Here is a 17,238-nt window from a genome sequence, read left to right on the forward strand (position 1 = left end):
GCAGATGCCGTCCCACTCCTTCGTCCTCAACGGCAGGCCCGTCACCGTCGAGGCCCCCGCCGACATGCCCCTGCTGTGGGTACTGCGCGATCTGCTGCACGTCACCGGCCCCAAGTACGGCTGCGGTGTCGGTGTCTGCCGCGCCTGCACCAGCCACCTCGACGGTGAGGAGATACAGCCCTGTGTCGTGCCCGTCGCCGACTGCGCGGAGCGGAACGTCACCACCATCGAGGGCCTCGCCGACGGCGACACCCTGCACCCCGTCCAGAAGGCCTGGCTGGAGTGCGACGTCTCCCAGTGCGGCTTCTGCCAGCCCGGCCAGATCATGGCCGCCGCCGCTCTGTTGAAGAAGACGTCCCAGCCCACCGACGCCGACATCGACCGCATCGAGAACGTCTGCCGCTGCGGCACGTACTCCCGCATCCGCGAGGCGATCAAGAAGGCGGCCGACGCCCAATGGGAGCTGTCGGGTCGGCGAGACTCGATGCCGTAGCCGCCGCTACTACGACAAGCAACGTGCACGCGAGGCCGGTTACCACCCAACCCTGCGGCAGGTCGGCAACCGCCTCGTCGGCATCCTCCACGGATGCCTCAAGACCCGAACCCTCCACGACGAAGCGACCGCCTGGTCGCACCACGCCCACACCCCTGCCGCTTGACGTCAAACGACATGGGGTGTCTGACCTCGTGACCAACCCCAGGAGGCGGTCGTTCCGGTTGCATGATCCACATGAAGCGCGGACTCACCACGGCCGCCCTGGTGTTCGCCGGACTCGCGGGGCTTCTCGCCCCCGCCGCCCACGCCACCGACAACGTCCCCTGTCACAGCCCCACCACCAGGGACCTGACCGACCCCCTGAGCGGCCGCCTCTGGCCACGCACGCAGGTCAGGTTCTGCAACCTCACCCGCGGCCATGTGCCGGTGTACGCGAGCCGCTCGCCCGGCGCCACCGTCGTCGGCCACCTCGAACAGGGCGGCGCCGCCAACTGGTTCGTCACCGAGATGCGGGGCGGGACCTTCCGTGACGGATCCGCCGAGAACCACTGGTGGGGCAGCACCCTGGCGGACAACGGCCGCTGGGGCTGGGTGCCCGAGGTCTACTTCGCGGGCGGCGAGAACAACGAGGACGACGCGGGCCTGCTGATGCCCGGCGGCTACACCTGCGCCAACAGCTGCCCGCCGCTGCCCTTCTGGGCGAGGTGACGCGGGGCACCGGGGTGCTTGACGCCCCGGTGCCACCCACTTAGCGTCACCTCGACACATGTACGGACAGGGAGGACGACGATGACGGACGCCCAGGACTCCCTCGACAACAGAGCCAGACAGCTCCAGGTGGAGACGCACGGCCTCGACGTGATCGGCGACGCCGAGCGCAAGGGCACACCGCGGACGCTGTTCTGGCCCTGGTTCGGCGCCAACGTCTCCGTGCTGGGGCTGAGTTACGGGGCCTTCGTGCTCGGCTTCGGCATCTCCTTCTGGCAGGCGCTGGTCGCCGGCGTCATCGGCATCGTCTTCTCCTTCCTGCTGTGCGGCTTCGTCGCCGTCGCCGGCAAACGCGGCTCGGCCCCGACGATGGTCCTCAGCCGCGCCGCCTACGGGGTGCGCGGCAACCGTCTCCCCTCGGTGATCTCCTGGGTGCTCACCGTCGGCTGGGAGACCGTGCTGTGCGCCCTCGCCACCATGGCCACCGCGACCGTCTTCGGCCGGCTCGGCTGGGGCGGCGGCACCGGGACACAAGTGGTCGCCCTGATCGTGGTCGCCGGGCTCACCGTCGTCGGCGGTGTGATGGGCTTCGACCTGATCATGCGGCTCCAGACCGTGATCACCGTGGTCACGGGAGTGCTCACGATCGTCTACATCGCCCTTGTCGCGGACCACATCCACTGGAGCACCGTCAGCGCCGTCCCGGCGGGCTCCGCACAGGAGTTCATCGGCGCGCTGGTCTTCATGATGACCGGCTTCGGCCTCGGCTGGGTCAACGCCGCCGCGGACTACTCCCGCTATCTGCCCCGCACCTCGTCGAGCCGCGGCGTGATCGGATGGACCACCTTCGGCGCCTCCGTGGCCCCGCTCCTGCTGCTGGTCTTCGGGCTGCTGCTCGCCGGGTCCTCCAGCACCCGCAACGAGGCCGTCGCCGCCGACCCCATCGGCGCGCTGACCACGATCCTGCCCACCTGGTTCCTCGTCCCGTTCGCCGTCGTCGCCGTACTCGGCCTGGTCGGCGGCGCGGTCCTCGACATCTACTCCTCCGGACTCGCCCTGCTGTCGGCGGGCATCAGGATCCCCCGCTACCTGGCCGCACTCCTCGACGGCGTCCTGATGATCGCCGGAGCCATCTACATCGTCTTCTTCGCCGACGACTTCCTCGGCCAGTTCATGGGCTTCCTGACCACCCTCGGCGTCCCCATCGCCGCCTGGTGCGGCATCATGCTGGCCGACCTGCTGCTGCGCCGCCGCGACTACGACGAGGGCGACCTCTACCGTCCGCACGGCCGCTACGGCGACCTCGCCCTCACCCCGCTGCTCCTCACCCTCGCCGCCACCGCGCTCGGCTGGGGCCTGGTCACCAACTCGGCCGCGAGCTGGCTGGAGTGGCAGGGCTACCTCCTGGACCCGCTGGGCCTCGGCGGCAAGTCCGGCTCCTGGGCGTACGCCAACCTGGGCGTCCTCGTGGCCCTCGCACTCGGCTTCCTCGGCACCCTCGCCCTGCGCCGCGGCCACGTCCGGGAGCAGGAGGCGCGGGACCCGAGCCCGGCGGAGGTACCCGCCGTATGACGACTGGTCGTCTGACCGTCATCGACATGCAGCACGTCTTCGCCGACCCGGACAGCCCCTGGGCCACGCCGCGATTCGCGCAGGCCGCGCAAGGTGTACGACGTCTGCTGCCGGCCTTCGAGGACCGGGTCACCTTCACCCGCTTCCTGGCCCCGGACCAACCCACCGGCTCCTGGCGCGCCTACTACGAGCAGTGGCCCTTCGCCCTGCGACCCCCGGATGCGCCGCTGTGGCGGCTGACGGACGAGTTCGCCGACCGGGCGCACCACGTGCTGGACGCCCCGACCTTCGGCAAATGGACCCCCGAACTCGCCTCCCTCGTGGGCCCGCAGGGCCGTCTGGTCCTCGCCGGCGTCAGCACCGACTGCTGTGTGCTGTCCACGGCACTCGCTGCCGCCGACGCCGGAGTGGAGGTCGTGGTCGTCGCCGACGCGTGCGCGGGCGCCGACGACGAATCCCACGCCAAGGCTCTGTACGTGATGGACCTGTACCGGCCCCTGATCCAGGTGACCACGGTCGCGGAGCTTCTCGCAGGGTTGGAGTGAGACACGGGTGACCGCTTCCGGGCCGGTCGTGACCGCCGATGAGATCCACGCGTATCTGGTCGGGCAGTTGAACCGCGCCCTGCGACACCCCGAGGGGTACGGGGGCGAGTTGGCGCTTGTGCTGCTGCACCAGCACCTGCTGTTCGCGGAAGGGCAGGCCGACGCCTGGGGCGAGGCTTCGGAACGGCTGCGGGAGAGCGGTGCGTGGACCGCTGTCGGGGCCAGGGGTGCGTACCGCGAGCTGATCCGGGGTGACGACTCGTCAGGCATGGCCTCGGTGCACGCGGAGTTCGCCCATCGGCGTGGCTGGCTTGCGACGGACCGAGTCCTCGACGCCCGCGCGCACCAGGCCCTTCTGGACAGGGCCCGCCAGTGGGCGGGGGACGACCGGGTGTGGGCGGATGTCCTCGCCGAGTTCGGTGCGCCCTCGGTGCTGCTCGGCGATGACGACCAGCGCTTCGGTAAGACGCTCGGCTACGTCAGCGAGGACCCCGACCGGCCGATCGTCTTCTTCCACCTCTGGAACGGCAGCCTGGACGAGGACGCGCCCGTGGGGAACCGGGCGTATCCGGAACCGGTTCTGTGGGCTGTGCGCTTCGGCGACGGACCGTTCCGCGAGAGCTTCACCTTCACTCCCGAGGGACGGCGACTCCAGCCCTCCTGATCCTCGCCCTCCGCCGGGACCTCTCTGTACAGAACCCTTTACGGGGCTGTCATGTCCCTGTAGCTTCCGCGAAGCCGCAAGAACTTTCAGGAACTTGCCGGCCGAGGCCCCGACCGCGCCCACCAAGGTCACCGCGAGCGCCACCAACACCTCGGTCGTGGTGAGCTGGGACGCCGCCACCGACAACGAAGGCGTCGCCAAGTACCAGGTCACGCGGACCGGTGGCACCAAGGGCACGTGTCGGCACCGGGCAAGGGCAACCTCCGGGTGCACCCCTGTCGCGACACGTACGGACGTCCTCGCACGTCAGGAGGCACCGTGATCGCCGCTCCCTCGCAAACACATCGCGCTCATCCCCTGCGTCCCCCGCATCCTCTGGATCCCCGAAGGAATGCTCGCGTCCGGATCGGGTACGCGAGCAGGGCCGCTCCGGGGCCGAGTACGCCCCGGGCCGACCGCAAGACCGCCGCTACCAGGGGATTCGCCATGCAGACACCCGCGAACGACAACTCCACCACACCGGCCCGGCGGGCGCTGGACGCGCTCGCCGAGAACACCGAGGACACGGTGGCGCTGGACAGGCTCGCGAGCAGCGACGTCCTCGTCCCCGTACCCGACGACGCCAGCGACGAGGACGCCGCCGATCCCACGGCGGTGGCGCTTCCCGTGATCGAGCAGCCCGGCGGAGCGCCGGTGGTGCCCGTGTTCACGTCGGAGTCCGAGCTGGCCGGGCTGCTGCCCTACGTCTCGCGCTACCGGCTGGTACCGCTGGGCGCGCTCGCCTCGGAGTGGCCGACGGACGATCTGGCGCTCACCATCGACGCCGCCTCCGAGCACCCGCTCACCCTCACCTCGGAGGGGGTGCGGACGCTGCTGGGCCGGTCGCACGGCTGACACGGGAGGGGCCCGGCCACCGGTGCCGGAGGAGGAGCGGCCGGGCCGGTGGAGGAGTGCGGACCGTCTCCCGCTCCCGCACTCCGGCCGGGTACGCACGGGCGGTGGGGGGAGGAGCGGCGCCGACTCCGTTCCTCCCCGGACGCCCACGATCGACGTGCCCCGACGATAGGACCGCACCGGCGGTCCCGTCACTCCGTGATACGCGGCAACTGTCCGCAAAACGCGGCGGATCGGGGCGGATGGCGTCACGCGCCGCGCAGCGTGTGCGAGGGAGCCTCGCCGAACCGCTCACGGTAGCGCCGCGCGAACCGGCCCAGATGGACGAACCCCCACCGGTGCGCCACGGCGGACACGGTCGTCGACCCCGGCGCCGAGACCCGCAGCTGGTCGTGCGCCCGCTGCAGGCGGACGTCGTACACGTACGCCATCGGCGACATGCCGACATGACTGCGGAACGCCTCCTGCAGGGTCCGCAGGCTCACCTGCGCGATCCCGGCCAGCCGGGCGGCGTCGTACGTCTCGGCGGGCTGCTCCTGTATGGCGTCCATGACCCGCTTGACCGCGGCGGGCCGCATGGGTGGCGCCGGGGTCTCCAGTTCCTGGCGGAAGGTGTGCTCGGCCGCCAGCAGCAACCCCTCGAGCAGGATCTGCTCGAAGCGGCCGCGGATGAGCGGACGGCGCAGCAGCCCGAGTGAGGTGTCGTTCTCCAGCAGACCCCACAGGGCGAGCTGCGCCCAGCTGCGGCCGGGCCCGCTCAGCACGTCGATGGACGGCCCGAAGACCGGCGGCCGGGACAGCCGCCGGTCGAGCAGGGCCTCCAGAGCCTGGTGCAGGGCCCCCTTGTCGATCTTCACGGTGAGGGCCCGGCACTGGGGCGACCAGGCGTCGATACGGATGTACTGGGCGGGATCGAAGAACACCGCGTTGCCCGTCGTCGCGAACACGACGTCCTCGCGCCCCTGCTGGACGCTGAAACAGCCGCTCACCGGCACGGTCACGTGGTAGGCGCCCGGCGCGGCGAAGCCGGTGCGGATCTCGGTGCCGAAACTGACCTCGCCCACGGTCAGCGATCCGAGGTCGAGCACGCTCAGGCGGGTCGACAAGTCCTCGGCGGGTCCCACGAGGCTCAGGCGCATGTCGTAGTAGTGCGCCGCGAGCGCGTCGTGCGTCGCCTCCAGGGAACGCGTCGCGTAGCTGTTGAATTCTGCGGTCCGGTCCCGCTGAACGGCCACGGCGAGGTCTCTCCCTCCTGCACGGGGTGTTCACCTTCAACATGGCCATGCGCGGAAGGGGTCATGCCTCGGTCTCTTCCGGTTCCTCACAGGCTCTTCCCAGGATTGAGAATTCCGCGAGGATCGAACACCTCCTTCAGCCGCCGCTGCAGTCCGTGCACGGCGGGTCCCAACTCGTCGGCCACCCACTGCCGCTTCAGTGTCCCCACCCCGTGCTCGCCGGTCAGCGTCCCGCCGAGCCGCAGCGCCAGCGCGAAGATCTCACCCGCCGCCTCCCAGGCCGCCTCCGGAAGCCGGTCCAGGGACGGGTCCACGACGATGATCGGGTGCAGATTGCCGTCCGCCGCGTGTGCGATGGTGAACACCGGCACGTCATGGCGCGCGGAGATCGCCCGGATCTCCCGCACGGCCTCGGCCAGCCGGGAGCGCGGCACCGCGATGTCCTCGATCAGCGGTCTGCCCAGCCGCTCCAGCGCGGGCAGAGCCCCGCGCCGGGCCGCCAGCAGCACCTCGGCCTCGGCGGGGTCCTCGGTGGTCTCGACGGTGATGGCCAGGGGTGCGAGCAGCCGCGCGACCGTCGCCGCCTCGACCGCGGCGCCCGCGCCGTCGCACTGCACCACCAGCAGCGCCGCCCCGCGCTCCCGCAGCACCGGATCGACGGCCTCCAGCACGGGCCCGTCGACCAACTCGGCGAGCGCGGGCTCGACGCCGGACCGGCCGATGGCGTACGACGCCTCGGCCGCCGCCTCGAAGGTGGCGAAGTAGGCGGCGAGCGTGGCGGTGGCCACCGGAACGGGCCGCAGCCGAAGGGTGGCCGAGGTGATGACCGCGAGGGTGCCCTCCGAGCCGGTGAGCAGCGCGGTGAGGTCGTAGCCGGTGACGCCCTTGACCGTGCGGCGGCCCGTGCGCACCACCGTCCCGTCGGCCAGCACCGCCTCGAGGCCCAGCACGCTGTCCCGGGTCACCCCGTACTTGGCGCACCGCAGTCCGCCCGCGTTGGTCGCGATGTTGCCGCCGATGGTGGAGAGGGCCGCACTCGCCGGATCGGGCGCGTACCGCAGTCCGTGCGCACCGGCCGCCCGGTCCAACTCGGCGGTGATCACGCCGGGTTCGACGACGGCGAGCTGGTCGTCCGCCGAGAGCTCCAGGATGCGGTTCATCCCGGACAGGTCCAGGACCAGGGAGCCCTCGCCCGCCGTCGCCCCGCCCGACAGACCGGTGCCCGCACCGCGCGGCACCACCGGCACCCGCAGGGCATGAGCGTGCCGGAGGGTGACGGTCACGTCCTGCGTCCGCCGGGCGTGCACGACGGCGAGCGGCTCACCGTCGGGCCTCGCACCGGAGCGGTCGGTGGCGTGCGCGGCGAGCACGGCCGGGTCGGTGGTGAGCCGGTCGGGCGGCAGATCGCGGGCGAGCAGGCCGAGGAGCCGGGCGGAGACGGTGGTTTGCGGGGCTGCGGTCACAGGTCGAGTGCTTTCGTTCCGACGGCGAGCAGGGAGATGTCCGCCTGGGGTGCGTGCACCGGGGCGCACTGGATGTCGCGGAAGTGCCGCTCCAGGGGGTTGCCCCGGGCCAGCCCCGGGTTCCCCAGCAGCCGCACCGCCAGCTCGACCGCCCGCACCCCGTGCCGGTCGGCCAGCACACGCGCGCCGAGGGCCTGCTCCGGGGTGTACGACGTGTCGCCGGCGTCGAGCTTGGCGGCACCGTCGAACACCAGCTGCTCGGCGGCGGCCAACAGCACCTCGATCTCCCCGGCAGCCCGCCGGAAGCGTTCCGTACGGGCCACCGGATGACCGAGGTTGGCGGGCACACGCGTGTGGGCGAACGTGTGGAAGAACGTCTGCGCGGCCCGGGCGACACCCAAGTAGAGCGCGGCCAGCGGGAGATGGAGCGCCGCTCCCGCGCGGTTGTCCTGCTCGGCGGCCCGGCCGTGCGGACCGAGCCCGATGACGTGCTCGTACGGGATCTCCACCTCGTCGAACGTCACGTCGTGGCTGCCGCTGGCCCGCAGCCCCAACTGGTCCCAGTTCCCGGCGATCTCGATGCCGGGTGAGCCGCCGGGCACCAGGAAGGTGCCCACGCGCGGCTCGGGTTCGTCGGTGGTCGCCCACACCAGGAACCAGTCCAGCCCCTCCGCGCCGGTCACGAACCGCTTGGTGCCGCTGACCGCCCAGCCGTCGGCGGTGCGCCGGGCCCGGGTGACGGGCAGTCCGCCCCGCGCGGGGGAGCCCAGGTCGGGCTCCACGCGCGCGTGGTTGACGAGAACGGGACGTGCGAACGACTCCTTGACCACGCGCGCGTACAGCTCTTTGGGCCAGTGCGGCTGCGTGGCCTGCCGGGCGTGGTTGGTGAGCGTCATCGCCGCGATCAGGGCGACGGAGGGATCGCCCTGCCCGAGCCGGTGCAGGATCCGCGCGGTCTCCTCCACGCCCGCGCCCCGGCCGCCGTAGCGCTCCCCGATGGTGGCGGTGAGCAGCCCGGCCTCGTGCGCGAGGCGCAGGGACTCGGCGGGAAAGGTACCCGACCGGTCGTGTTCGGCGGCGAGTTCGGCGATGCGGTCGGTCACAGGGCCTTCCTCAGTTCGGCGTTCAGAGCGGTGCTCCAGAACGACCTCACGTCCAACTTCGGCTTCAGTGCTCCGAGTTCGGTGAACACGTCGGCCACCTTCTGCTGCGAGGCGATGGTGTCGTCGCCGACGGTCCGGGCCTCGGTCGGGCGCTGGGCCTGTGCGGCGACGAGGTCCTTCCTCGCCTGGGCGAGCGGCTGGTGGGTGGCGTCGGCGGTGACCTTGGCGAAACCGTCGAGGTGCCCGTCACGGACGTAGGCGTACGCCTTGGTGATCCGGGCGATCAGATCGGCGGCCGCCGCCTTCTCCTGCGGGTTCTTCAGGACGCTGTCGCGGGCCGACCAGAGGAAGTTGCCCGACAGGATGTCCTTGCCCGAGCCGACGGTCGTGGCGCCCTGCTGGTGGGCGGTGATGATCGAGGTGCCGTAGGAGGCGAAGGCGTCGATGCTGCCGCCGTTGAGGGCGGCCAGGCCGTCGTTGGGCAGCAAGGGCTTGGCATCGATGTCTGACCACTTCAGGCCCGCCTGCTTCAGCAGCTCGTACAGGAAGTAGTGGGCGGTGGTGTTCTGGACGTAGCCGACCTTCCTGCCCTTGAGGCCGGCGATGCCGGTCACCTTCGAACCCTTGGGGACGACGACCTCCTGGTTGAGGGTGGCGCCGCGCTGCACGGCGACCACCTTGAAGTTCGGGGTGCCGTCGGCGGCGGCGAAGACCGGGGGGATCTCGCTGGAGGAGGCGAGGTCGAGGGCTCCGGCGCGGATGGCCTGGAGCTGCTGGTCACCGCCCTGGAAGAGGCTCCACTTCACGTTGTAGGGGGTGTCGTCGAGGCCGGCGTACTTGAGCACGGCCTCCTCGGTCTTCCAGCCGGTGGAACCGACTCTGAGGGTGACGTCGGCGGGTGAGTCGGCCTGGGCGTCGCCTCCGCAGGCCGCGGCGAACGGGAGCAGCAGGGCGAGCAGGGCGGCGGACGAGCGCAGGGTACGGCGGAACAACACGGGCTCTCCATCAGGCGGCGTGGGTGGTGGTCGTGGCGCGGTGGGCGAGCTCCTGCCGGACCAGCGGCAGGACATGGCGGGCGTAGTCGACGGCGTCGTTCAGCGGGTCGTAGCCGCGGATCGACAGCAGGTCGCAGCCGATGTCGACATAGTCGAGCAGCGCCTTCGCGACCGTCTCGGGCGTGCCCACCAGCGCGGTCGAGGCACCGGCGGCGTTGGTGGCGACGGCGGGCGCGGTCCACAGGCAGCGGTCGTGGACCTCGCCGCGCTCGGCGATGTCGAGCAGCCGCTGGGAGCCGACGTTGGCCGGACGGCCGGCGGTGCGGTAGTGGCGGAGCAACTCGGTGTTGCGCACCTGGTCCTTGAGGACGCCCAGGGTGCGGTGCGCCTTCTCCCAGGCCAGTTCCTCGGTCGGCGCGATGATCGGGCGGAACGACACCCAGATACGGGGGCGGGGGCGCCCGGCGGCGTCGGCGACCGCGTTCACGGCGGCGATCTGCTCGGCGGTCTCCTTCAACGGCTCGCCCCACAGACCGAAGATGTCGCCCTGCTGACCGCCGACCCGGTACGCGTCCTGCGACGAGCCGCCGACGGAGATCGGGACGAGCCCGTTCACCGGCTTCACGTCCGAGTAGTAGCCCTCGAACCGGAAGTACTTGCCCTCGTGCGAGACCGGCCCGTCGGCCTGCCACACCTTGCGCAGGATCTGGATGTACTCGTCCGAACGCTCGTACCGCTCGGCCTTGCCGAGGTAGTCGCCCTCACGGCGCTGCTCCTCGTCGCTGCCGCCGGAGATGATGTGCAGCGTGAGCCGGCCGTTGCTGATCTGGTCGAGGGTCGCGAGAGCACGGGACGCATGGGTGGGGGAAACGACACCCGGCCGGTGCGCCAGGATCGGGCGGATGCGCTCGGTGTGCGTGGCGACGAACTGGGCGATCTGGAAGGCGTCCGGCGAGGCCGAGTGGTAGGCGACCAGGGTGTGGTCGAAGCCGCCGTCGTCCAACGCGCGGGCGTACCTGCGCAGATGGTCGGTGTCGAGGCCGGTCCGGCTGGAGGCGGCGGGACCGGACGCCCCGGCGTCGGTGTGGACGGCGCTGATGAACTCGACAGGCATGAATGACTCCCGTGATTACTTGAGAAGGGACGTGTCGGACGACTTCGCGACGTCGACGTTCGGGTCCAGCACACCGATGCCGTTCATGAGGTCGGCCACGCCCTGGACGGTCGTGTCGATGTCCGGGGTGATCGGCAGCACCTGGTTGTACGCGGCCGAGGCGAGCGTCTTCGCCACCGACGTGTCGGCGCCGTTGCGCTCCTCGATGGCCTTGGCGTAGGCGTCCTGGTGGGTGCTGGTCCACTTCAGGCCCTTGCCGAGACGCTTGAGGAAGTCGGCGAGCGCGGCCTTCTTCCTCGCGTCGGCGAGGGTCTCCTCGGAGGCGTTGACGAAGCCGATACCGCTCACCCGGCCATCCCCGCCGTCCACGAGGAGCTTTCCGCCCTGTTCCAGGGCGACGGCCTGATAGACGCCGAAGATCGCCCAGGCCTTGATCCTGCCGGAGGCGAACGCGGCCTGTGCGTCCGTCGGCAGCAGGTACTGGACCTTGACGTCCTGGTAGCTGAGCCCGTTCTGCTTCAGCACATTGGCCAGCAGATACTCCGAGACACTGCCCTTGGCCGAGGACACCACGACCTTCTGGCCCTTCAGGTCCTTCACACTGCTGATGCCGGAGTCCTTGCGGACGACGATGCCGACATGGGTTCCGTCGTTCTTGAGCGCGGCGACGTTCTTGACCTTCACCCCGCCACTGAGCGCCTGGAGCGCGGGCAGGTCGGCCGAGTAGCCGGTGTCGGCGGCGCCCGCCTGGACGGCCTGGTACAGCGGGGCGGCGCCCTCGAACTCGGCCCACTTCACCCGGTACTTGGCGCCCTTCAGGGCGTCCGACGCGGCGACGATCGTCTGGAGGGTCTTGGCCTGGTCGCCGACGGTGAGCGTGACCTGCCCCGAGGACGAGGCCTCGGCCGAGGAGTCCGCGCCGCAGGCGGTCAGCGCCAGCAGGGAGGTCATGCTGAGTGCGGCGGCTGCGATTCTGCGGATCACGAGGGGATTCCTTCCAGGGTGTGGGTCACGCCGAGCCAGTTCAGGAGGCGGGCGCGCAGGTTCACGAACTCGGGGGCGGTCAGATCACGGGGGCGGGGCAGGTCGACGGTGAGCTCGTGGGCGATACGGCCCTCATCCATCACCAGGACCCGGTCGGCGAGCAGCAGCGCCTCCTCCACGTCATGGGTGACCAGGAGGATCGCGCAGCCGTGCCGACGCCAGAGTTCGGCGACGAGTTGCTGGACCCTGCCCCGGGTCAGGGCGTCGAGGGCGCCGAACGGCTCGTCCAGGAGCAGGAGTTCGGGCTCACGCACCAGGGCGCGGGCGAGCGAGACGCGCTGGGCCTGGCCACCGGAGAGCGTCTTGGGCCAGACGGTGGCCCGGTCCGAGATGCCGACCTCGTCGAGCGCCTTGAGCGCCAGGGCCCTGTCGGGACGGCCGGGCAGTCCGAGGACCACGTTGCGCCACACCTTCAGCCACGGCAGCAGCCGCGGCGACTGGAACGCGGCACTGCGCCGGGCGGGCACGGTCACCTCGCCGCCGATCGCGTCGTCGAGCCCGGCGAGGATCCGCAGCAGCGTCGACTTGCCGCAGCCACTGTGACCGAGGAGGGCCACGAACTCGCCCTCGCGGATGTCGAGATCGAGTTCGTGCAGAACGGTCTTGCCGTCGAAGGCCCGCGAAAGGCCCCGTATCTCCACGCTGTTGGGCATCTCTAGGCCTCGCCCTCGAAGTTAGCCCGCCAGGTCAGCAGCCGGCGCGACAGGATCCGTACGGCGAAGTCGCAGGCCAGGCCGAGCAGCGCGTACACGACGAGGCAGAGCACGATGACGTCCGTGCGGAAGTACTGCTGGGCGTTGCTCATCAGATAGCCGAGCCCCGCGTCCGCGTTGATCTGCTCGGCGAAGACCAGCGCGAGCCATGCGGTGGACAGCGCGTACCGGAGCCCCACGAGTGCCCCGGGCAGTGCGCTGGGCAGGATCACGTACTTGATCAGCCCGAGCCGGCCAAGGCCCATCATCCGTGCGGCCTCGACGAGTTGGGAGTCCGTGGAGCGGATGCCGCCGTAGATGTTGAAGTACAGCGGGTACGTCACACCGAGGGTGACCAGCGCGATCTTCGGGGTCTCCTCGATGCCGAACCAGACGATGAACAGGGGGATCAGGCCCACCCAGGGGATCGCCCGGAACATGCCCATCGAGGAGTCGATGACGTCCTCGCCGAGCCGGAACAGGCCGGCCAGCAGGGACAGGGTGAGCGCCACGCTCGCACCGATCAGGAAGCCGATGGCGGCGCGGCGGCCCGACGCGGCGATCGCGCTGGGGAGTTCACCGTTCCGGGTGAGTTCGACCGCCTGTTTGATCACGTCGACGGGGGAGGCCAGCACGGATTCCGGGAGCAGACCGGTGGCCGAGGTCAGGAACCACAGGAGCACGAGTCCCACGGGGCCGGCGGCCCGGCGCACGGAACGCGGGACGGAGAAGCCGCGGCGCGTCTTGGTGGTGCCGCGGATGGTGACACGGGTGGGTGCTTGTGCGGCCGGGGCCACCGTGTCCAGTGAAGCCGTCACGGCTGGTCCCCCTTCACGGCCGGGCGGGACGGATCCGTGGACCACGCGGACCAGGAGCCGGGGAAGAGAGCGGCCTCGAAACCGGCGATCTCCAACGCGGCGATCTGATGGGCGGCCGTGACACCGGAGCCGCAGTACACGCCGATCCGCGCGGCCGACCCCACGCCCTTCTCCTCGAACCGCTTGCGCAGCTCGTCGGCGGGAAGGAACGTGCCGTCCGCCGCGAGGTTCTCTCCGGTCGGCGCGGACACCGCGCCCGGGATGTGCCCCGCCCGGGGATCGACGGGCTCCACCTCGCCCCGATAGCGCTCGGCGGCGCGGGCGTCCAACAGCAGGCCGGTGGCGGCGAGTTCGGCGGCTCCGTCCGCGTCGGCGACCGGCAGTCCGCCCGGCTCCAGGAGGACGTCCCCGGGCTCCGGCTCGGCGGGGATCCCGGACTCCAGCGGCAGCCCGGCCGCCCGCCACGCGCCCAGTGCCCCGTCGAGCAGCGTCACCCGGGGGACTCCCGCGTGCCGCAGCAGCCACCAGGCCCGAGCCGCGGCGGTGTTGCCCAAGTCGTCGTGGACGATGACCGGTCGGCCCGATCGGATGCCCCACCTGCGTGCGGCGGCCTGCAGAGCGTCGATCGGCGGCAGCGGATGCCGTCCGCCCTCCGGGCTGGGCGGCGCGGCCAACTCGCCGTCCAGGTCGACGTAGACCGCACCGGGGATGTGCCCCTCGGCGTAGTGGTCGCGGCCGTGCGGATCGCCCAGGGCCCAGCGGACGTCGAGGACGACCGGAGGGTGATCGGAGTCCAGCAGGTCACGCAGCTCGCTGACTGTGGTCGTGACGCTCATGCCGGTCCCTCCACGATCGGGGGCAGCTCGGGGGACAGGCGCAGCCGCTCCAGGAAGAGCACGACGGTGGCGGCGGCCGTGCGGTGCAGCGCGTCGTTGAGGACGTCGTGGCGGCCGCCGTGGAAGGTCACCAGCCGTACGCCCGAGCCGGCGTAGGCCTCCCGTGCCGTCTCCAGAGGGCTCAGCGTGTCGTCGGTACCGTGCAGGGCCAGTACCGGGACGGTCACCCGGTCGAGACGCAGGGCGGGCAGCCGCGGGTTCTCGGCGAGCGCCCCGCGCCGGAAGTCCGGGTCGGCGGCGAGGCGGCCCTGGTGGGTGGGGCAGGCCGTGCGGGCCTCGACCTCCGCCTCCCAACTCCCGGACGTCCAGGGGGAGGTGGGCAGGCCCACGAGGATCAGCGCGTCGGCGTCCGCGGCCAGCTGGGCGGCGTAGTGGGCGCCGGTGTCCGAACCGACCACCACCTTCGGACCCGGCAGCGACTCGTCGGCGAGCAACTTGGCCGCCTCGTCGAGCACGGACGGATCGGCGGCCGGGTCGCCGAGTGCGCGGACCCGGTAGGCGTCGAAGGCGAGCCGGCGGCCGAACCGCTCGTACACACCACCGTGCTCGCCCCGTCCGGACAGCACGATCAGCGTGCCGCGCGCGGCGAGACCTTCGGGTTCGTCCCAGGAGAAGGAAGAGGACATGAGGTGATAACTCCCGTTTCAGGGCAGCGGAAAGGCCAGGGGAAAAGTCAGGGGAAAGGGCAGGCCGGAGCGGCTGTCACGTGTCAGACGGAGAAGAGGCGCGCAGCGTCAGAGTGCAGGCGCGGGCGCCCCGGGGCGATGAGCGGCAGGGGTCAGCGACAACGCGCGCTGCACGCCACGCCGAAGTCGATGACTCGGCGCTGCGTCAGAAGGGCAGCCGTAGCGGTCGCGTGCAACATGCGCCCATCATGACCGCCGACGAGCGAACACGTCCAACGATGATTCCGCATCGAAACCGATCAGGGATCGCGATCGATCGCGGTGAGCGGATACTGTCACGGCATGTCCCGACCCGTGCTCGACATCGTGGCCCTGCGCAGTCTGACCGCGGTCGCCGACTGCGGTGGGTTCCACCGTGCCGCGCAGGCGCTCTCGCTCAGCCAGTCCGCGGTCAGCCAGCATGTCCGCAAGCTGGAGAAGACACTGGGCCGCCCGGTCGTCGAGCGGGAAGGGCGTGGCACCCGGTTCACGACCGAGGGCCGGCTGCTGCTGGAACAGGCGCGCCGCGTCCTCGCCGTCCACGACGAGGCCGTACGCACCCTGCTCGGCTCGGACGGCGACACCGTCACCGTGGGCTCCACCGAACACGCCGCCGACCAGTTCCTGCCCCGGCTGACCGCCGCCGTCCAGGCGGTGCGCCCCGGCTGCCGGGTCCGTTTCCGCATCGACCGCTCCGCCCGGCTCGTCGAGGCCGTGGAGCGGGGGAGCGTCGACGTGGCGGTGTACGTCACCGAGGCGGCCGCCACCGAGGGCGTCTCCGTCGGCGGACTCCCGCTCACCTGGCACGCGGTCCCCGGCTGGGAGCGCCCGACGGCGCCCTCACCGGTGCCGCTGGTCGCGATCGAGGACCCGTGCGCGATCCGCCGCCGGGCCATCGCGACCCTCGCCGCGCACGGGGTGCCCGCCTCGGTCGTCGGCGACGCAGGCTATCTCGCGGGCGTCCTCGACATCGCCCGCACCGGCCAGGGCGTCGCCCTCCTCGCCGCGGTCGGCCCCGCCCCCGACGGCCTGACCCCGTACAACGGCCTACCGCCCGTCCCTCCGATCCCCATGAGCGCCCTGGCCCGCCCGGGCGCGGACCCGGCGACGGCGGAGGCCGCCTTCAACGCCGTACGGGATCTGCTGCGCCCGTGATGCCGTAGTCCCGCATCCCGCCCTCCAGCAGCGAGAACGCCTGGGCGGCGAGCCGGCGTACGTCGGCGGCGAGCGAGGCGGGGTCGTCGTCCGCCAGGACCCGCTCCCGCACATGCTCGATCAGGGCGCGGTGGACGCCGAACAGGGCATCCGCCACCACCCGGGCCGAGATGTCGCCGCCCAGCGTCTCGGCCAGTGCGTCGGCGCAGCCGGCGAGGGCGCGCTGCTCGCGGGAGCGAAGCGCCGGACTGTCCGCGATCAGTCCGTTGACCGTGCGGAGTTGGTCGAGTGCGTCGGCGTCCCCCGCCGCGACCCGTGCCAGCAGTCCCCCGGAGTCCAGCAGCCGCTTCCGGAAGGCGGCGAGGGCGGAGTCGCCGGACGGGCGGGTGCGGACGGCCTCGACGAGCCGCTCCCCGAAGGCCTCGAAGCGGGAGGAGAAGAGGTCCTCCTTGGCCGGGAAGTAGTTGAAGACCGTGGCCTCGGAGACCTGCGCGGCACGGGCGACCTCGACGACGGTGACCCGGTCGAAGCCCCGCTCCGTGAACAGCCGCCACGCGGTCTCGGCGATCCGGTCCCGCATCTGCCGCTTCTTCTGCTCCCGCAGACTCAATGACCCCTCCCGTTTGGGGTGACCCTAACATTAGAGCTACCCTAGCATTCTGCGATCGTCCGACAGGCCATGACCAGGGGGTCATCCATGGCGGCACAGACAGCAGTCCTCGACCTGATCCACGACCGGACGGCGGGAGAGGTGAGGAGCCGATGACGTCCCGCACCTACCTCAAGCCACCCTGGATGCAACGGAACATCGGCAACCGCCTGGCGCCGATCTTCGGCAGGTCCGTCGTGTCCCGGCTGTCCGTGCGCGGGCGCCGCAGCGGGCAGTGGCGCACGGTGCCCGTGGCGGTACTGGAGCACGAGGGGGAGCGGTACCTCGTCTCCTATCGCGGCCTCAGCGACTGGGCCCTCAATCTGCGGGCGGCGCCCGACTGCCGGCTGGCGGTGCGCGGCCGTGCCGAGGAGATCACGGCGCAGGAGGTGCCCGAGTCCGAGCGTCCGGCGCTGATGGCGGCCTATCGCAAGAAGTACGGCGGGATGCCGACGGTCTCCGACGTGCTCACCGCGCTCCCCGACCCCGCCGACCATCCCGTGTTCCGTATCCGGGCCCGCGACTGAGGG

General features: G+C 71.5%; 20 protein-coding genes. 9 read left to right on the top strand and 11 right to left on the bottom strand.

Annotated elements, in window-relative coordinates:
• Positions 1 to 4 precede the first annotated feature (4 nt).
• The 7 genes from TN53_RS30865 to TN53_RS30895 all read left to right on the top strand — a co-directional run bounded on the left by TN53_RS30865 (position 5) and on the right by TN53_RS30895 (position 4,879).
• A complete protein-coding gene (locus TN53_RS30865; protein WP_046262017.1) occupies positions 5 to 493 on the top strand; it encodes a (2Fe-2S)-binding protein in 489 nt (162 codons plus the stop codon).
• 237 nt (positions 494 to 730) lie between these two features.
• Positions 731 to 1,204, top strand: a complete 474-nt coding sequence (locus tag TN53_RS30870) for a hypothetical protein (RefSeq protein ID WP_159038220.1) — start codon at positions 731 to 733, stop codon at positions 1,202 to 1,204.
• A gap of 81 nt (positions 1,205 to 1,285) precedes the next feature.
• Positions 1,286 to 2,776: a purine-cytosine permease family protein gene (locus TN53_RS30875; protein WP_046262019.1), complete on the top strand. Its 1,491-nt coding sequence runs from the start codon at positions 1,286 to 1,288 to the stop codon at positions 2,774 to 2,776.
• Entirely contained in the window at positions 2,773 to 3,321 is a 549-nt protein-coding gene (locus TN53_RS30880) for a cysteine hydrolase family protein (protein ID WP_046262020.1), read from the top strand. The genes TN53_RS30875 and TN53_RS30880 overlap by 4 nt, the downstream gene beginning before the upstream one ends.
• Positions 3,322 to 3,328: 7 nt before the next feature.
• The gene (locus tag TN53_RS30885; RefSeq protein ID WP_046262021.1) at positions 3,329 to 3,985 is read left to right on the top strand and encodes a hypothetical protein; all 657 of its coding nucleotides are present in this window, start codon (positions 3,329 to 3,331) and stop codon (positions 3,983 to 3,985) included.
• A gap of 94 nt (positions 3,986 to 4,079) precedes the next feature.
• Entirely contained in the window at positions 4,080 to 4,307 is a 228-nt protein-coding gene (locus tag TN53_RS30890; RefSeq protein ID WP_046262022.1) for a hypothetical protein, read from the top strand.
• A 164-nt stretch (positions 4,308 to 4,471) separates the two neighbouring features.
• Entirely contained in the window at positions 4,472 to 4,879 is a 408-nt protein-coding gene (locus TN53_RS30895) for an SseB family protein (RefSeq protein ID WP_046262023.1), read from the top strand.
• Positions 4,880 to 5,127: 248 nt separating this feature from the next.
• On the opposite strand, the gene TN53_RS30900 is transcribed toward TN53_RS30895, so the two are convergent.
• The 10 genes from TN53_RS30900 to TN53_RS30945 all read right to left on the bottom strand — a co-directional run bounded on the left by TN53_RS30900 (position 5,128) and on the right by TN53_RS30945 (position 14,865).
• A complete protein-coding gene (locus TN53_RS30900; RefSeq protein ID WP_046262024.1) occupies positions 5,128 to 6,114 on the bottom strand; it encodes an AraC family transcriptional regulator in 987 nt (328 codons plus the stop codon).
• An 86-nt stretch (positions 6,115 to 6,200) separates the two neighbouring features.
• Entirely contained in the window at positions 6,201 to 7,577 is a 1,377-nt protein-coding gene (locus TN53_RS30905; protein ID WP_095046823.1) for an FAD-binding oxidoreductase, read from the bottom strand.
• Entirely contained in the window at positions 7,574 to 8,680 is a 1,107-nt protein-coding gene (locus tag TN53_RS30910; protein ID WP_046262025.1) for an acyl-CoA dehydrogenase family protein, read from the bottom strand. Before TN53_RS30910 ends, TN53_RS30905 begins: the two co-directional genes overlap by 4 nt.
• Positions 8,677 to 9,675: an ABC transporter substrate-binding protein gene (locus TN53_RS30915; protein ID WP_046262026.1), complete on the bottom strand. Its 999-nt coding sequence runs from the start codon at positions 9,673 to 9,675 to the stop codon at positions 8,677 to 8,679. The genes TN53_RS30910 and TN53_RS30915 overlap by 4 nt, the downstream gene beginning before the upstream one ends.
• Before the next feature lie 10 nt (positions 9,676 to 9,685).
• Complete coding sequence (locus TN53_RS30920; RefSeq protein WP_046262027.1) at positions 9,686 to 10,789, bottom strand: LLM class flavin-dependent oxidoreductase; 1,104 nt, start codon at positions 10,787 to 10,789, stop codon at positions 9,686 to 9,688.
• A gap of 15 nt (positions 10,790 to 10,804) precedes the next feature.
• Positions 10,805 to 11,773, bottom strand: a complete 969-nt coding sequence (locus tag TN53_RS30925) for an ABC transporter substrate-binding protein (protein ID WP_052745338.1) — start codon at positions 11,771 to 11,773, stop codon at positions 10,805 to 10,807.
• Positions 11,770 to 12,486 (bottom strand): ABC transporter ATP-binding protein, encoded by a 717-nt coding sequence (locus TN53_RS30930; RefSeq protein ID WP_046262028.1) that lies wholly within the window; start codon positions 12,484 to 12,486, stop codon positions 11,770 to 11,772. Before TN53_RS30930 ends, TN53_RS30925 begins: the two co-directional genes overlap by 4 nt.
• Positions 12,487 to 12,488: 2 nt before the next feature.
• A complete protein-coding gene (locus tag TN53_RS30935; protein ID WP_046262029.1) occupies positions 12,489 to 13,343 on the bottom strand; it encodes an ABC transporter permease in 855 nt (284 codons plus the stop codon).
• Positions 13,340 to 14,179 carry a sulfurtransferase gene (locus TN53_RS30940; RefSeq protein ID WP_046262030.1) on the bottom strand — a complete coding sequence of 280 codons (840 nt, stop codon included), beginning with the start codon at positions 14,177 to 14,179 and terminating at the stop codon, positions 13,340 to 13,342. Before TN53_RS30940 ends, TN53_RS30935 begins: the two co-directional genes overlap by 4 nt.
• Complete coding sequence (locus TN53_RS30945) at positions 14,176 to 14,865, bottom strand: alpha/beta hydrolase (RefSeq protein WP_046262031.1); 690 nt, start codon at positions 14,863 to 14,865, stop codon at positions 14,176 to 14,178. Before TN53_RS30945 ends, TN53_RS30940 begins: the two co-directional genes overlap by 4 nt.
• Positions 14,866 to 15,207: 342 nt before the next feature.
• On the opposite strand from TN53_RS30945, the gene TN53_RS30950 reads away from it, so the two are divergent.
• Positions 15,208 to 16,059, top strand: a complete 852-nt coding sequence (locus TN53_RS30950) for a LysR family transcriptional regulator (RefSeq protein ID WP_046262032.1) — start codon at positions 15,208 to 15,210, stop codon at positions 16,057 to 16,059.
• On the opposite strand, the gene TN53_RS30955 is transcribed toward TN53_RS30950, so the two are convergent.
• Positions 16,028 to 16,669, bottom strand: coding sequence for a TetR family transcriptional regulator (locus TN53_RS30955; protein WP_234441739.1), 642 nt, complete (start codon positions 16,667 to 16,669; stop codon positions 16,028 to 16,030). The genes TN53_RS30950 and TN53_RS30955 overlap by 32 nt on opposite strands.
• A 152-nt stretch (positions 16,670 to 16,821) precedes the next feature.
• Between TN53_RS30955 and TN53_RS30960 the strand changes: the two genes are divergently transcribed.
• Complete coding sequence (locus tag TN53_RS30960) at positions 16,822 to 17,235, top strand: nitroreductase family deazaflavin-dependent oxidoreductase (protein WP_046262033.1); 414 nt, start codon at positions 16,822 to 16,824, stop codon at positions 17,233 to 17,235.
• The last annotated feature ends 3 nt before the right edge of the window (positions 17,236 to 17,238 follow it).

Source organism: Streptomyces sp. WM6386, from assembly GCF_000972385.1.
Classification (GTDB): domain Bacteria; phylum Actinomycetota; class Actinomycetes; order Streptomycetales; family Streptomycetaceae; genus Streptomyces.

Excerpts from the sequence above, each read along its gene's own strand:
- TN53_RS30865 (WP_046262017.1), top strand. The coding sequence starts at position 5 with ATGCCGTCCCACTCCTTCGTCCTCAACGGCAGGCCCGTCACCGTCGAG.
- TN53_RS30870 (WP_159038220.1), top strand. The coding sequence starts at position 731 with ATGAAGCGCGGACTCACCACGGCCGCCCTGGTGTTCGCCGGACTCGCG.
- TN53_RS30875 (WP_046262019.1), top strand. The coding sequence starts at position 1,286 with ATGACGGACGCCCAGGACTCCCTCGACAACAGAGCCAGACAGCTCCAG.
- TN53_RS30880 (WP_046262020.1), top strand. The coding sequence starts at position 2,773 with ATGACGACTGGTCGTCTGACCGTCATCGACATGCAGCACGTCTTCGCC.
- TN53_RS30895 (WP_046262023.1), top strand. The coding sequence starts at position 4,472 with ATGCAGACACCCGCGAACGACAACTCCACCACACCGGCCCGGCGGGCG.
- TN53_RS30920 (WP_046262027.1), bottom strand. The coding sequence starts at position 10,789 with ATGCCTGTCGAGTTCATCAGCGCCGTCCACACCGACGCCGGGGCGTCC.
- TN53_RS30930 (WP_046262028.1), bottom strand. The coding sequence starts at position 12,486 with ATGCCCAACAGCGTGGAGATACGGGGCCTTTCGCGGGCCTTCGACGGC.
- TN53_RS30940 (WP_046262030.1), bottom strand. The coding sequence starts at position 14,179 with ATGAGCGTCACGACCACAGTCAGCGAGCTGCGTGACCTGCTGGACTCC.
- TN53_RS30945 (WP_046262031.1), bottom strand. The coding sequence starts at position 14,865 with ATGTCCTCTTCCTTCTCCTGGGACGAACCCGAAGGTCTCGCCGCGCGC.
- TN53_RS30950 (WP_046262032.1), top strand. The coding sequence starts at position 15,208 with ATGTCCCGACCCGTGCTCGACATCGTGGCCCTGCGCAGTCTGACCGCG.
- TN53_RS30960 (WP_046262033.1), top strand. The coding sequence starts at position 16,822 with ATGACGTCCCGCACCTACCTCAAGCCACCCTGGATGCAACGGAACATC.